This window comes from Amycolatopsis sp. NPDC059657 (assembly GCF_042734395.1).
Taxonomy (GTDB): Bacteria; Actinomycetota; Actinomycetes; order Mycobacteriales; family Pseudonocardiaceae; genus Amycolatopsis.
This window is the reverse complement of the sequence record NZ_JBHWEB010000006.1, coordinates 35,196-49,746: the sequence shown is the minus strand read 5'-3', so window position 1 is coordinate 49,746 and position 14,551 is coordinate 35,196. Positions and strand designations below refer to the sequence as shown.

Here is a 14,551-nt window from a genome sequence, read left to right as displayed (position 1 = left end):
GCGCAGCAGAGCCACACCCGCTCAAGCACTAAGCGAATGCGGCCTCGAGCAGCGGAAGCCGGACCGACGCGTGCGGAATGATCCCGCGTTCGGCCAGCACGGCCTTGGCCATGATGGCGCCCTGCGAAGTGCGCATGATCCTTTCCGTCAACGGAATCAACTCACTCTGGATCACCTGAGCCGACTTGAGATCGCCGTCACGCACGGCCTGGATCAGCGCGGCGTTGCGGTCAGCCGCGACGTTGCCCACCACGCTGACCAAGCCCGCCGCACCACAGGCGAGGTACGGCAGATTGAGTTCGTCGATGCCGCAGTAGTAGGCCAGCGGACTCCGGGCCATCACGGACATGGCCTCGAACAGGTCACCCTTGGCGTCCTTGACCGCGCGGATCCGGGGATGGCACGCGAGTTCGAGCAAGGTCGACGGCTCCATCGCGATGCCCGCGCGGGCGGGAACGTCGTAGAGCATCACGGGTAACTCCGTCGCGTCCGCGACCGCCGTGCAGTGCGCGATCACGCCGGCCTGGGTCGGGCGGGAGTAATACGGGCAGACGAGGAGCAAGGCGTCCGCGCCTGCGGACGACGCTTCGCGGGCGCGCTCGATGCTGGTGGCCGTGTTGTTGGTGCCGACGCCGGCGATCACCTTGGCGCGACCCCCGACCAGCCGGGACACCGTGCGGACGAGGTCGGCCGACTCCGTGTCGGTCAGGGTGGGTGACTCGCCGGTGGTACCGCCGACGACGATGCCGTCACAGCCGGTGGCGAGCAGGTGGTCGACGAGGCCATCAAGACCCGGCCGGCTCACAGAGCCGTCGGGTTCCATCGGGGTCACCATGGCGACGAGGTTGGTGCCGAAGAGCAGATCGGTCATGGGAACGAGCCTGCCGGGCTCGATACCTGCGGTCCAGCGATGCTTTTTTGGTGATATTGCGTAGTCTGGCTTCATGATCGACGTCGGGGCACTACGAGCGTTGCGGTCGGTGGCGGCGCTCGGGACGCTGGCGCGCGCCGCCGATGAGCTCGGGTTCACCGCGTCGGCGGTGTCGCAGCAGATCAAGCGGCTGGAACGGGACGTCGGCGTCCCGCTGCTCGCGCAGGCGGGCCGCGGGGTCGTGCTGACTCCGGCCGGACAGTCGATCGCCGATTCGGCGCCCGAGGTGTTCCAGGCGCTCGAACGGTGTGCCGAGGCCGCACGGTCGGTCTCGGCGGGCGCGCCGCGCGGGGTGCTGCGGGTGGTCGCTTTCTCGACCGCGATCCGCGGGCTGCTCGCGCCCGCCCTGCCGCACCTGGCGAAGCATTGCCCAGAGCTCAAAGTGCAGGTCACCGAGCAGGATCCGGATCAGGCACTGCACAGCGTCGACGCCGGTACCGCCGACCTCGCGCTCGTCCACGACGCCGACGGACTGCCCGCTCCCCTGCCGGGCTCGCTGACCCAGCGGCTGCTGCACACCGATGTCGGCGACGTCGTGATGAGCCGCTCGCATCCACTCGCGAAACTCGGCCGGCCGCTCACCGGCGCCGATCTCGCGGGACAGGCCTGGGTGACGAGCCCGCCGGGCACGGTGTGCCATCAGTGGTTCCGGCGGCTGTTCCCGGACGCGGATCCCGACGTCCGTCATCTCGTCGACGATTTCGCCACCCAGCTGGCCCTCGTCAGCGCCGGTGAGGTCATCGCGCTGATCCCTCGCCTCGCCCGGCCGCCGATGGGCGACCACCTCGTCGCCCGTCCGCTGAGACGACAGCCCAAGCGTGAGGTCCGCGCGGCTTGGCGGCTCAGCGCCGACGCCAGCCCCTCGATCCGAGCCGTGCTCACCCACCTGGAAGATCGGCTAGGGTGAATCGGGTGAGCGGCGGGACGAAGCGGGGGCGGCTGTCGCCGTATCGTTCCGCGCTGCTCGTCCTGCTGCAGGTGCTGGCCGCCCTCGTGGTCGCCACCCCGGTCGCCGCGCCCGCACCCGTTCGCGGCATCACGGCGGGCGCCGTCGCGAAGGCCGAAGCACCAGGATTCATCACCCGCTTCACCGCCACTTCCCAGGGCGAACTGCCCGGCCACACCCCGATCGACCTTCCGCCCGGCACGGCGCAAGCCGATCAGCGGGGATACGGCGAGCCCGTCGCGCTGGCGGCTCACCGCTCCCCCGCGACCACCGGCGCGGGCCCGGTCGGCGGGCGCGCACCTCCTCTCGGCAACGGAATCTGACGACACCGTTCCTTCCGTTCCACTGGAGGTTTTCCCTATGCCGCGCGCATCAGCGCGGCGAGGTCTGCTGGTCAGGGGCTTGTTGTCCCTTGCCGTCCTCGCCGCGTCCGCTTTTCTCCTGCTCACCAGCCAGCCCCGACTCGGACTCGACCTCAAGGGCGGCACCCAGATCGTCTTGGAGACCCACGATTCCCCGACCATGAAGGCCGACGCCAAGGCCACCGACGACGCGATGGAGGTCATCCGCAAACGGGTCGACGCACTGGGAGTCGCCGAGCCGGTGCTCGCCAGGTCCGGCGACAACCGCATCCTGGTGGAACTGCCAGGAGTGCAAGATCCCCAAGAGGCGATCGCGATTCTCGGGCGTACCGCTCAGCTTTCGGTGCGGCCGGTACTCGGCACACCGGGCCAGACCGTCCAAGATGGACAGAAGGTGCTCAACGACCCCGGCGGGCAGCCGCTGCTGCTCGGCGCGACCGCGCTCACCGGCGAAGGCGTCAAGAACGCGCAGGGGGTGAACGACTCGACCACCGGGCGTTGGGTCGTCTCGATGACCTTGCAGGACAAGGCGACCTCGGCGTGGCAGAAGATCACCGCCGACGCGGCGTGCGCGCCGTCCGGGGCACCGGCGCGCCGGGTCGCCATCGTCGTGGACGACAAGATCGTGTCCGCGCCGCAGATGGACCAGTCGATCGGCTGTGGTGCCGGGATCATCGGCGACACCACGCAGATCACGGGCGACTTCACCCGCGCGCAAGCGCAAGACCTCGCGCTCGTGATCCGCTCGGGCGCGCTCCCGGTGCCGGTCGAGGTCGCCGAGCAGCGGGTGGTCGGGCCGACACTCGGCGCCGAGGCGATCAAGAGCAGCGCGATCGCCGCGCTGGCCGGGCTCACGCTCACCGCGGCGTTCCTGCTGGTCGCCTACCGGCTGGCCGGCCTGCTCGCGATCCTCGCCCTGCTCGGCTACGCGGCCGTTTCGTACTCCGTCCTGCTCGCGCTCGGAGCGACGTTGACGCTGCCGGGGCTCGCGGGATTCGTGCTCGCGATCGGGATGGCCATCGACGCCAACATCCTGATCTTCGAGCGGGCCCGCGAGGAATACGCGATGTCCCGGTCGAAACGGCTGCACCGCGCGGCGACCGTCGGGTTCCGCCGGGCGCTCACGGCGATCACCGACACGAACATCACCACGGTGATCGCGGCCGGGCTGCTGTTCTGGCTGGCCGCCGGGCCGGTGAAGGGCTTCGGCGTGACGCTCGTGATCGGTGTCCTGTCGTCGCTGTTCAGCGCGCTCGTGCTCGGCCAGGTCCTGGTGGAATTGGCCGCACAGAACGGTTTCGTGCAGAAACATCCAGGGTTGAGCGGGCTGGCGAGGTTCAGCAGGGTGCGGATCTGGCTCACCACCAAGGTGCCTCAGCTGTTCCGCAGGCCACGCCGCTGGCTCGTCGCCGGGCTGGTGCTGGTCGCGGTGTGCGCGGCCGGGGTCGCGACGCACGGGCTGAATCTCGGCGTCGAATTCACCGGCGGGCGGATGATCGAGTACACCGCCCGGCATCCGGTCGACCCTGGCAAGGTGCGGGCCGCGCTGACCGGCGCCGGGTTCGACCGCGCGGTGGTGGCGTCCTCCGGGGACACCACGGTCACCGTGCGGACCGAACCGATCGACGAGGCCACCGCCGGGAAGATCAAGGCGCTGGTGGATGGCGCGACCGGTGGCGCCCAGCAGACCCGCGACGACCAGATCGGGCCGAGTGTCGGCGCCGAATTGCGCACCAAGGCAGTGCTCGCGCTGGGGCTCGCCGTCGCGGCGCAGCTGGGCTACCTGGCGGTCCGGTTCGACTGGCGGCTCGGCCTCGCGACCGTGGCCTCGCTGGTCGCGGACGTCGTGGTGGTCGTCGGTGCGTTCGCCTGGCTGGGAAAACCGGTCGACGGCGTCTTCCTCGCCGCGTTGCTCACCGTCATCGGGCTGTCGGTCAACGACTCGGTGGTGGTGTTCGACCGGGTGCGCGAGCTGCGCGCCGCGCGGCCGAAGGACGGTTTCGCCTCGGTGATGAGCGCGGCCGTGCTCCAGACGTTGCCGCGCACCGTGAACACCTGCCTCGGCGTGTTGTTCATGCTGCTCGCCCTGCTGGTGCTCGGTGACGGTTCGCTCGCCGATTTCGCCGTGGCGTTGCTGATCGGGCTGGCGGCGGGCACGGCGTCGACGGTGCTGACCGCGGCCCCGGTCGCGATCATGCTCGACGCTCGCCATCCCGGCGCCGGTGTCCGAAAGAGAAAACATCAGACCTCGGGCGCGGTCGTCTAACTGATCCAGTGGGCCGGAAAGGGAATTCCGGCCCACTGGACAGTACTGTCCGCAAAAAGATTTTCCGGGACATAAATGGGCTTAGATCACGCTGATGAAATGACCTCGAGAAGCAATACCGAAATCGCGATGGCGCGGGTAGTCTCCATTCGTCCCAATAGCTGGAGGTCAAATGGAGCCGGGTTTTCGGCATCAGGGCTGCGTCTACGGCAGTGACGCGGAGTTCCTCGCGATGGCCGTTCCCTTCGCCGAGGACGGCCTACGTGGTGAGGAACCCGTGCTCATCGCCATCACGGCGAAGAACCTGGAACTGTTCCGCGAAGCGATGGGCGCCGACGCTGACCGGCTCGACTACGCCGAGCGCGCGGACGCGGTGCGGCGCTACTGCGCACACCGCGGTCCGGTCATCCCCGGTGCCCGTGTGCGCATCCTTTCGGAGCAGACCTGGATGGGCCGGTCACGCCGCGAAGTGATCGCGGCGCAGCGCCGGGAAGCGAAACTCAACGTCGTACTGGCAGGCACCAGGATCTCGATGATCTGCGCGTACGACACCAGGATCGTAGAGGCCGGCATCGTCGAAGACGTGCACCGCACGCATCCCGAATGCGTGGTCGGCCGCCGCGCCGAGCCATCGGCGCAGTTCGTCGCGCCCGAGGAGTTCGCCAGATCCCTGACCTCGCCACCGCCACCCGGCAGCACGGCCGACCTCTTCCGTTTCGAGGGCGACCTCGTCGCCGTGCGGCGGCACGTGCTCGAGAAGGCGACGCCGATCCTGGTCGCGGAGAACGCCATCGCGATGTTCGACATCGCCGTCGGCGAGGTGCTCGCCAAGCTGGTCGAGCGGGGCGTCGACCGCGCGATCGTCTGGGTGCGCGCCGCCGCCGGGCGCGTCGTCTGCACGCTGCACACCGACCAGCCGCTGCGGCCCCCGCACCTCCATCAGGCCGACAGCGGGCTCTGGATGTCCAACCAGATCTGCGAGTGGGTCGACGTCAGCTCCGACGCCGACGGCTGCACCATCGAACTCGCCATGCCCGGCCGTGGCACCGAGGCGACCAGTCCGATCAAGCACGAAGGCCTGGGCTTCGGCGTCTGAGCCGGACACTTCTGTCCCGGCTCACGTCAGCCGCACGTCACCGAACTCTTCCTGGATCCGGCGCAGCTCGCGCAGCCTGGGCTCGGTCTGCCCGCCGAGCCAGCGGGCCACCGTCTTCGGCGACACACCGAGCCGTCCCGCCGCCGTCTCCCTGGTGATCCCCTTGGCGCGCAGGGTTTCCGCCATCCATTCGGCGAACGTCGCGGTGGGCTCCTGCCGGGCGGGCGGCGGAAGCAGTGGTGTTTCCGCGGGCAGCACGTCGAATTCGACGCGATTCGGATAACGACGGCAGGAAACCTGGATCATGCCGGAACCCGCCGCTTCGAGAAGCGCGTTATAGATCGTTTTTCCCACCTCGCGGCTGTCCGCCTCGGTGAGCGGCGAATCCGAAAGGCAGCGGCGGAGAAAGTTCTGTATTTCCGGAACGGAAGACGGCCGCGCGCGGAAAACACTGGTCGTGATCACCACCGGCAGCACCTCGATCGACTCCCCGCGCGACTGCCCGGCCGATTCGATCACCAGGCCAGCATACCTTGCCGAGGTCGGCACACAGGACTACGGTGAGCGACTTCTCCGAAATTGAGTCGCCAGGGAAGGTGTTCCATGGTCACGGCCGAACGCGGCAATTTCCCACCAACCATCCATATATTGTGGATGAATGGTGGCCTGAGCTGCGACGGCGACTCGGTGGCATTGACCGCGGCTACCCAGCCCAGCATCGAAGAGATCATTCTCGGCGGAATGCCGGGGCTGCCCAAGGTCGAATTGCACTGGCCTTTCCTGGACTACCAAACCGGCCCAGACGGGAATCCGGACAGCTTCATCGAATGGTGGCACCGGGCGGACCGCGGCGAGCTGGACCCGTTCATCCTGATCGTCGAGGGTTCCATCCCCGACGAGACGAACAAGCCGGAGGGGTACTGGTGCGCCTTCGGCAACGATCCCGGCACCGGCCAGCCGAGGACCACCAACGACTGGCTCGACCGGCTGGCACCCCGGGCGCTCGCGATTCTGGCCGTCGGCACCTGCGCCAGCTACGGCGGCGTGCATGCCATGGCAGGCAACCCGACCGGCGCCATGGGCGTGCCCGACTACCTCGGCTGGGATTGGAAGTCCAAAGCAGGCCTGCCCATCATCTGCCTGCCTGGCTGCCCCGTGCAGCCGGACAACCTTTCGGAAACCCTGCTGCAGCTGCTCTTCCAGGCTTCCGGGTCGGCGCCGCAGATCGCGCTCGACGAGGCGTTGCGCCCGAAATGGCTGTTCGGGAACACCGTCCACGAGGGCTGCGATCGTGCCGGGTACTACGAGCAGGAAGAGTTCGCCGATCGCTACGATTCGCCGAAATGCCTGGTCAAACTGGGCTGCTGGGGCCAGGTGGTCAAGTGCAACGTGCCCAAGCGTGGCTGGATCAACGGGGTCGGCGGCTGCCCGAACGTCGGCGGTATCTGCATCGGCTGCACCATGCCGGGCTTCCCCGACAAGTTCATGCCGTTCATGGAAGACCCGGCAGGCATCGCCGCACCCGCCGCGACCAGCACCGTTTCCGGCTCCGCCATCCGCATTCTCCGTGAAATCAGCATGAACGTCCCTTCGCAAGGAAGAACCGGCTACTCGACCCAGTGGTGAACGCATGACGCGCCCCGTAGGCGAACGCATCGAAGAACTGCTCGCAGGCCTGCGCTCCGGTCCTGCCCGTGACCAGGCCGAAGAGATCGTGCGGCTGCTCATGGGTTTGTACGGCGACGGGCTCCGCCGCTTCCTCTCGATCCTCCGTGAGCACGACCCGTCGCTGATCGGCGTGGCGGCCGAGGACAAGCTGCTCGAAGATCTCTTGCTGCTGCACGATCTACACCCGCTCGACGCCGATTCCAGAGTCCGCCGCGTGGTCGAAAGAGTCGGCGGATTCGGCTACGACGGCATCGATCCCGACGGTGTGGTGCGCCTGCGGATCGATCTCGACGGCTGCCCGGCCACGACGGTCCCGGTCCAGAAGCAGCTCGAGGCCGCTATCCTCGAGGCTGCGCCGGAGGTGACAGCGGTCGAGTTCACCGGCCGCCCGGCCGCGCTGCTCCAGATCGGCATGGGGCCGCCGTCGTGATCGAGGTCTGCGAACTCTGCGGCACCCCGGTCGCCGCCCGCCACGCGCACCTCGCCGACACCGGCGGCCGTCGCCTGCTGTGCGCCTGCCGCGCCTGTTTCCTGGCATTCACCCACGACTCCCGGTATCGCGCGGTGCCCGAGCGCTACCTGTGGGACCCCGGCCGCCCGATCACCGGCATCGACTGGGAGCTGCTCGACACCCCGGCGGACTCCGCGTTCTTCCTGCGGCGCGGGTTGCAGGTCACGGGGTTCTGCCCGAGCCCGGCAGGCGCCACCGAATGCGTGCTGAGCCCCGGGCTCTGGACCAGGCTGACCGTCGGCCACCCACTTGTGACCGCGGCCGAGCCGGATGTCGAGGCGATACTCCTGCACAAGACCGCGCGCGGGACCGACTGTTTCCTGGTGCCCATCGACATGTGCTACCGGCTGGTCGGAACTGTCCGGCGGCATTGGACAGGCCTCGACGGCGGGCGCAGCATGCGTGCGCGGGTCGAAGAACTGTTCTCGGAGATCAAGGGCCGGGCGCGGCAGGTGTGACGTTGCGGAAGGACGCCACCGCGGTCGCACCCAGCAGTGCGGCCGCCAACCCCGCCGAGACCTGAAGTCCTGTCTCCATCCCGAATCCGGTCGCCGAGATGAGCACCCCGAAGACCACGACCCCGAGCAGATCGACATCAGGTGCTCGGACGCGCCCAGCACGTTCCGTCGGCGCCGCGATGATAAGTGACCGCGCGCGCGACGTTGATCGTCGAGCAGAACGTCTTCGTCACGGCTGAAGGAACTTCTCCATGGTCGAGTCGAGCACCGGCAGGTCGAACTCGGGCAGGAAGTTCTCCGACGGCTCGAACTCATCCGACCGCTGGTACGCGTTCATGGGCGCTTTTGAGCTCGTCGTAATAGCGCGCCAGCGCGTTGTCGAGGTGGGTCACGGAAGCCTCCGGTTGTCGAGCGCGGCCCAGAAACCGTGCAGCCAAGCCACGATCTCCCGCATGACGACGTCGTTGTCGTCCGGCCGCAGCACCGAGAACTGGTAGGTGGCACGGGCGGCGGCCGCGGGCCCGAGCACGGTGATCGCGTCGTGGCCCGTCAACCGTGACCGCTCGTCGACGTCGAGGAAGCCGGGCACGAAATCCTCCTGGCCCGGTGTCGTGTTGCGCCAGAGACCGGCCACGCCGCGGCCGAGGAGATTGCGGTACAGCGGCCGGATGTCCCGTGCCGGGTCGAACGCGTGCACGCGGGCGTCGAGCAGCACGTCGAGTTCGGCCGTCAAGCCGGTCATCGGCCCGTGCAGCACGAAATTCCGGTCCGAGAGCCGGATCTCCGCGCGCGGCCCCGCCGAGACGTCCAGCACCCCGTGCTCTGCCAGCGCGAGGATCTTCGCCATCACCTCCGGCGCGGCGCCGCCGGAAAGCTTGTTCTGGCAACGCCGGTGGTACGCGAGGAACCGCCGATGCGAATCGGCGGTCAGCCCGCCGCCGTCGACCGCGTAGCCGAGCACGTCGCGCAGGTCGGACCAGACGCCGTCCACACTGGCCTTGAACGAGTTGCCGACATTGCCCTGGATCGCCCAGGTCAGATCGCGGTCCAGGAACTCCAGATAGGCCATGCGGAACTCGCCGGGGGTCATTCCGGCAGGAGTACTGATCGGCGCGAGCATGGTCTGCCAGTCGAACCGCTTGATCATCGGCTCGGTGACCAGCTGCTTCGGCAGCGTCTTGACGACCGCGTCGACACCCGGCAGCAGGCGATCTATACCGCCGGGCTCGATCGGCAGTGTCAGGAAACGCTCGTAGTCCTCGTGGACACTCTCGACGATCAGGTCGCCCGCCACGGGCCCGAACAACGTCCGGTAGTGCACGTACGCCATCTCGAGCTGGATCAGCGGCATCACATGGGCGTCGAAGTCCAGGCGGGGGCGGTCGTCGCCGACGTCCGTGCCCGAGGACTTCCGGATCCGGTCGATCGCGGGCTTGGTCAGGAACCGGCCTTGGTTCGGCTGCTCCTTGCGGTTGATCGGCCTGGTGTAAGGGAAAATGCCGCTCGGACTGAACGCGAAGATCAACGCGGGTTCCATGCCGCACGCCTGGTAGCGCAGCCGCTCGCCGTCGAGGAGGAACTGGCCGCCGCGGCCCTCGGTGAGGTAGAGGATCTGATCGATCGCCGTCAGCCCGAGCCCGACGCAGCCGACCGTGGAACCGGGGCGGGGTTCCTCCAAGGAAAGGGCTTCCTGCAACGGATACGCGCTCGGCACGTACACCGCGCCGGTCCGCTTGGCGAAGGCGAGGTACTCCCCCGGCCCCACCCCGTCCGAGTAGTCGTTGCTGGAGTGCCCGGTGATCAGCAGCACCTGATCCGCGACGCAGTGCGAACCCGTGGCCGACACGACCTCCCAGCGGCCGCCGTCCGCCGGAACGAGATCGGTGACCTCCTCGGCGTGCAGCGTGACGCTGACGCCCATCCGGCGAAGCTCGTCGGCGTAGCCGGCCGCGAACCCGACCTGATGCGTGGCACGGTTGAGGTAGCTGGTGAACGGCTGGTCCGCGCTGTGCACCTGCCCGGCGCCTAAGTCTCCGCCGTCGTCGTACAGGTGGACCTCGAGCCGACGGCCCGCGAGCCGGTCGATGGTCGCGGACAGGCGTTCCAAGGCGTAGGTCGACCGGGGCCCGCCGCCCACCACGGCCAGGCAGAACGCGGGTTCGGACAGCTCGCGCGGCGTGGTCGCCGCATTCGTCACGGTGGCGGCCATCGGCGAAACCGGTGACGAAGCATCCATCGCGTCCAGCTTCCTTCCACAAGGCGATCCATTACCCAGCCGTGAAAGGAAAATCCTCCTGTGATCGGGTGCGGGCAGCCAGTCATCGTCTCCGGATCTCGGGTGTGTGTTCCGCACCCGGTCATCGGGTGATCTTCACGTTCTGCGGGCAAGGCTCGACCCGGTTACCGTCGGACCATGGCCGAAGCGAAGCGAGTGCTCGTGGCAGGCGCGTCGGGATTCGTCGGCGGCAGGCTGGGCCTCGCGCTGGAAGCGGCCGGGCACGAGGTGCTCGCGATGACGCGTCACCCCGAGCGGTACACGGGCGCTGGCCAGGCCGTCCACGGCGACGTCTCGGACCCCGCCTCACTGCGCTCGGCCTTCAAGGGCGCTGACGCGGCCTACTACCTGGTCCATTCGCTCGACAGCACGGATTTCCAGCGCCGCGACGCCGACGCGGCACGGGCTTTCGCCGGCGCGGCCGCCGAGGCTGGCGTCGAGCAGATCATCTACCTGGGCGGCCTCGGCGACGACGCCGACGAGCTGTCCGAGCACCTGGCCAGCCGCCGCGAAGTCGAGCAGCTCCTCGCCTCGGCGACCGTGCCGGTCACGGTGCTCCGCGCGGGCATCATCATCGGGCACGGCGGCATTTCCTGGGAGCTGACCAGGCAGCTGGTCGAGCACCTTCCCGCGATGATCACCCCGCGCTGGGTCGCCACCCGCACCCAGCCGATCGCGGTCACGGACGTGATCCGCTACCTGGTCGGCGTGCTCGGCCACCCCGAGGCCATCGGCCGGACGTTCGACATCGGCGGCCCCGAGGTGCTCGCCTACCGCGACATGCTGCGCCGCGTCGCCGACCTCGAAGGCAGGCACCTGCTGATCGTCGGCGTCCCGCTGCTCTCGCCCCGATTGTCGTCGTACTGGCTCGCGCTGGTCACCGACATCGACACCCGCACCGGCCGCGCGCTGGTCGACTCGATGACCAACGAGGTCGTCGTCCGCGACGCCTCGATCCGCTCGATCGTCGAGTTCGAGCCCATGGGCTACGACGACGCGGTGCTCCAAGCACTCGCCGAACGGTCCGCATGAAGCGCGGCTTCCTGGCGGGCGTGACGGTCACCGGCGCGGCGCTGCTCGGCAAGTCCCTCGCGAGCGAACCCGGTTCGCCCCGGTTCTACGGCCTCACCGGAGCGGTCGCGGCCGCCTGGCTGGCGGGCGCATCGGCGGCCGGCCCGGTCCCACGTGGCCGACGCGAGGTCGTGCCGCCCGCGTTGACCGGTGCGAGCGCGTTCGCGGTGTTCTACGCCGTCGCGCTCGTGGCACGCCGGATCCCGCCACTGCGCCGGGCGATCGCGGGCGTGCTCACCTACGCCCACCGCGGTTCGACGGCTTCGGTCGTGCTGACCACCTTGGCCAACGGCGCGGCCGAGGAGGTCTTCTTCCGCGGGGCGGTGTATTCGGCGGCGGGCCCGCATCCGGTGCGCACGTCGACCGCGCTCTACGTGCTCACCACGATGGCGACCCGCAACCCGGCGCTGGTGCTCGCTTCGGCCGTGATGGGAACCCTCTTCGGGGTGCAGCGCCAGCGTTCGGGCGGTGTCCAGGCGCCACTGGTGACCCACGTGGTGTGGTCGGCGCTGATGCTCGCTTTCCTGCCCCGGCTGTTCCCTCGCGATGAACCCGGCCGGAAATAAAAGACTGTTTCTCGCAAGGCCGGACGGCTAACTTTCGTGACCATGAACGGCGAAGTGATCATCTTGACCGGCCCGCCCGCCTCCGGAAAGACAACGGTCGCCGGGCTACTGGCCACGAACGCGAGCACCCCGGCCGTCCACCTGACGACGGATTTGTTCTACCGCGCGATCAAGACCGGTTTCGTGCCGCCGTATCTCCCGGAAGCGCACCGGCAGAACGAAGTAGTCGTCGACGCGATCGTCGCGACCGTTCGCACCTTCGCGCACGGAGGCTACGACGTCGTGGTCGACGGGATCATCGGACCGTGGTTCCTGCCGCCGTTCCGGAAGGCTTTCGAGAACCTGACGTACGTCGTGCTCCGCCCCGACCTGGCAACGACCTTGGCACGTGCGAAGGAGCGCGTCGGCGGCGAACTCAAGGACGTCGACGCGATCACCGGGTTGCACGGCGCGTTCGGCCAACTCGGCGATCTCGAACGCCACGCGATCGACACCGGCCACCTCGACGCGGACCAGACGGCCGCGGAAGTCCGGCGCGCGCTCGCGTCGGGCGAGTATCGGCTGAATGCGGCAACCACATGAAGGCGGCCGAGTACCGCCACCTCGTCCCAGGGGTCGTGAGCGTTTTCGCCGGTTAGAACCGGCCGTACCACTCACGACTGGATCAGGGGAGCCACTTTCGGCTGCTTGCTCTGGGCTTGGGTGGTGGGTCGGATCCAGGGCGGTCCCGTATGAACATTTCCGCTGCCTGGGCCGGATTTCGTGGTGGGTCGCCGCGGAAATATCCATACGGACCGAGGGCACGCTGGCCACAATCCATTGTGACTCACCGAAACTCCGCCCGGGGCTTGATACCCGCCTCGCATGGTGGGTCGGGCTGCCCCGAGATAGTCGAAAACTTTCGGCATGTCTAGTGGCATAGGACTCTAGACGCAGGTAAGATGGAGTCATGATCAGCACCGACAGTCCTCCCGTCGCAGCACCGCCCGAGTGGTGGCGCTGCGAGAAGGACGCGCTGCTCATGAACTACGTCGCGCGCGAACGGGAGAAGCGCCGTCTGGAGGCGGAGCAGGGCCAGATCCTGGCGGAGATCGAATCCCGTGGTGTGAAGGACGTAACCGGATGCGCGGTGCTATCACAGGCACTGGTCGACTGGGTGCAGATCAAACCCGGCGAAGCCAAAGCCCGCGTCGATCGCGCCCGCGCACTCAACCCCCGCCAGGACGGCGGTGCGAGGATTCCGGCGCTGGCCCCGTATGCCGCTTCGGCCGCGCTGGAGGGGGATCTGGGGGCGGCGCAGCTGGATCCGATCATCGCCGGACTCGCCGCCCTGCCCGCGTGGGTGTCGGCGGAGGAACGCGAGACCGGGGAGCAGATCCTCGTCGATCTCGCCCGTACCGCCGGGCCGCGCCAGATCACCGCTGCCGCGACGAGTTTGCGGGATCGGCTCGACCCGGACGGCCGTGAACCCAAAGATCCCGACCCGACGGCACCGCGGCATGAGCTCGGGTTCGTGACCCACCGCGACGGCACCCACGGCGTGAAGATCACAACCGACGCCGAAACCATCGCCCGCCTGAAAGCAGTCCTCGACCCACTGGCGAAACCCCGCCCCGCCACCGAAGAAGAAGGCCGCGACACCCGATCACAATGGGAACGACTGGGGGACGCGTTCGCCGAATTCGTCACCTTCGGCATGGGCAACCCCAAGATCCCCACCCAGGCCGGCGACAGCGTGCACGTCGTGGTCACCATCGGCCTCGAGGAACTCAAGACTGGGATCGGGCGGGCCTGCCTCGACCTTGTCGGGGACATCAGTGCCACCGAGGCTCGGATCTTGGCGTGTGACTGCAAAATCATCCCCGTCACGTTGAATGCTAAAGGTGCACCGCTGGATGTCGGCCGCACCCAACGCCTCGCCACCCCAGCACAACGCCTCGCACTCGCGATCCGCGATGGCGGCTGCGCCTTCCCCGGCTGCGATGCCCCGCCGCAGCGTTGTACCGCACACCACATCGTCTTTTGGGCACATCACGGGGAAACCCAGATCGACAACCTGGTCCTGCTCTGCGGCCGACACCACCGCCTCATCCACTCCAGCGACTGGGAAGTGCGGATCGCCGTCGACGGCTATCCGGAGTTCATTCCACCGGAGTTCATCGACCCGGCACGTGCTCCTCGCCGCAACACCCTGCACACCAGCCGAACCTGACACCGCGCACACCACCGGCCCCGGCTGGGGCAGCCCGACCGACCACCCAGGCAACCACCACAACCCCGGCTGGGGCTTCAGCGAGCGGAAACCTGGTCGCGACAACGTGCCCCCGGTCCGTATGGATATTTCCGCAGCGACCCACCACCCAACCCGGCCCAGGCAGCGGAAATGTTCATACGGGACCGC

Annotated in this window: 15 protein-coding genes; 11 read left to right on the top strand and 4 right to left on the bottom strand. The window is 68.4% G+C overall.

From position 1 onward, the window contains the following. Window positions 1-28: 28 nt before the first annotated feature. On the bottom strand, window positions 29-871 hold the full coding sequence (gene dapA, locus ACFV15_RS05180; RefSeq protein WP_378348861.1) for a 4-hydroxy-tetrahydrodipicolinate synthase: 843 nt from the start codon (window positions 869-871) through the stop codon (window positions 29-31). A 73-nt stretch (window positions 872-944) separates the two neighbouring features. Here dapA and ACFV15_RS05175 point away from each other — a divergent pair, with 73 nt between their 5' ends. The 4 genes from ACFV15_RS05175 (at window position 945) to ACFV15_RS05160 (ending at window position 5,601) form a co-directional block, all read left to right on the top strand. Continuing rightward, window positions 945-1,838, top strand: a complete 894-nt coding sequence (locus tag ACFV15_RS05175; RefSeq protein ID WP_378348860.1) for a LysR family transcriptional regulator — start codon at window positions 945-947, stop codon at window positions 1,836-1,838. Between the two features lie 5 nt (window positions 1,839-1,843). Further along, window positions 1,844-2,200 (top strand): hypothetical protein, encoded by a 357-nt coding sequence (locus ACFV15_RS05170; RefSeq protein WP_378348859.1) that lies wholly within the window; start codon window positions 1,844-1,846, stop codon window positions 2,198-2,200. Between the two features lie 37 nt (window positions 2,201-2,237). After that, on the top strand, window positions 2,238-4,505 hold the full coding sequence (gene secD / locus ACFV15_RS05165) for a protein translocase subunit SecD (protein WP_378348858.1): 2,268 nt from the start codon (window positions 2,238-2,240) through the stop codon (window positions 4,503-4,505). Window positions 4,506-4,677: 172 nt separating this feature from the next. Continuing rightward, window positions 4,678-5,601, top strand: coding sequence for an anti-sigma factor RsbA family regulatory protein (locus ACFV15_RS05160; RefSeq protein ID WP_378348857.1), 924 nt, complete (start codon window positions 4,678-4,680; stop codon window positions 5,599-5,601). 21 nt (window positions 5,602-5,622) lie between these two features. Here ACFV15_RS05160 and ACFV15_RS05155 read toward each other — a convergent pair whose 3' ends face one another. Beyond that, window positions 5,623-6,120, bottom strand: a complete 498-nt coding sequence (locus tag ACFV15_RS05155) for a multiprotein-bridging factor 1 family protein (RefSeq protein WP_378348856.1) — start codon at window positions 6,118-6,120, stop codon at window positions 5,623-5,625. A 135-nt stretch (window positions 6,121-6,255) separates the two neighbouring features. Here ACFV15_RS05155 and ACFV15_RS05150 point away from each other — a divergent pair, with 135 nt between their 5' ends. Genes ACFV15_RS05150 through ACFV15_RS05140 form a run of 3 tightly spaced genes read left to right on the top strand, consistent with a single transcriptional unit; the run spans window position 6,256 to window position 8,238 of the window. Further along, the gene (locus tag ACFV15_RS05150; protein ID WP_378348855.1) at window positions 6,256-7,227 is read left to right on the top strand and encodes a hydrogenase expression protein HypE; all 972 of its coding nucleotides are present in this window, start codon (window positions 6,256-6,258) and stop codon (window positions 7,225-7,227) included. Window positions 7,228-7,231: 4 nt separating this feature from the next. Continuing rightward, window positions 7,232-7,699 carry a NifU family protein gene (locus ACFV15_RS05145; protein WP_378348854.1) on the top strand — a complete coding sequence of 156 codons (468 nt, stop codon included), beginning with the start codon at window positions 7,232-7,234 and terminating at the stop codon, window positions 7,697-7,699. Next, window positions 7,696-8,238: a DUF5947 family protein gene (locus tag ACFV15_RS05140; RefSeq protein ID WP_378348853.1), complete on the top strand. Its 543-nt coding sequence runs from the start codon at window positions 7,696-7,698 to the stop codon at window positions 8,236-8,238. The genes ACFV15_RS05145 and ACFV15_RS05140 overlap by 4 nt, the downstream gene beginning before the upstream one ends. Here ACFV15_RS05140 and ACFV15_RS05135 read toward each other — a convergent pair. Beyond that, entirely contained in the window at window positions 8,213-8,356 is a 144-nt protein-coding gene (locus ACFV15_RS05135; protein WP_378348852.1) for a hypothetical protein, read from the bottom strand. The genes ACFV15_RS05140 and ACFV15_RS05135 overlap by 26 nt on opposite strands. Window positions 8,357-8,626: 270 nt before the next feature. Then, on the bottom strand, window positions 8,627-10,474 hold the full coding sequence (locus tag ACFV15_RS05130) for an FAD/NAD(P)-binding protein (RefSeq protein ID WP_378348851.1): 1,848 nt from the start codon (window positions 10,472-10,474) through the stop codon (window positions 8,627-8,629). Window positions 10,475-10,651: 177 nt separating this feature from the next. Here ACFV15_RS05130 and ACFV15_RS05125 point away from each other — a divergent pair, with 177 nt between their 5' ends. From ACFV15_RS05125 to ACFV15_RS05110, 4 genes are all read left to right on the top strand, one after another. Next, complete coding sequence (locus ACFV15_RS05125; RefSeq protein ID WP_378348850.1) at window positions 10,652-11,545, top strand: NAD(P)H-binding protein; 894 nt, start codon at window positions 10,652-10,654, stop codon at window positions 11,543-11,545. Beyond that, window positions 11,542-12,150 carry a type II CAAX prenyl endopeptidase Rce1 family protein gene (locus ACFV15_RS05120; protein ID WP_378348849.1) on the top strand — a complete coding sequence of 203 codons (609 nt, stop codon included), beginning with the start codon at window positions 11,542-11,544 and terminating at the stop codon, window positions 12,148-12,150. Before ACFV15_RS05125 ends, ACFV15_RS05120 begins: the two co-directional genes overlap by 4 nt. 42 nt (window positions 12,151-12,192) lie before the next feature. After that, window positions 12,193-12,732, top strand: coding sequence for an AAA family ATPase (locus ACFV15_RS05115; RefSeq protein WP_378348848.1), 540 nt, complete (start codon window positions 12,193-12,195; stop codon window positions 12,730-12,732). Between the two features lie 367 nt (window positions 12,733-13,099). Continuing rightward, on the top strand, window positions 13,100-14,362 hold the full coding sequence (locus ACFV15_RS05110; protein WP_378348847.1) for a DUF222 domain-containing protein: 1,263 nt from the start codon (window positions 13,100-13,102) through the stop codon (window positions 14,360-14,362). Window positions 14,363-14,551: the final 189 nt, after the last annotated feature.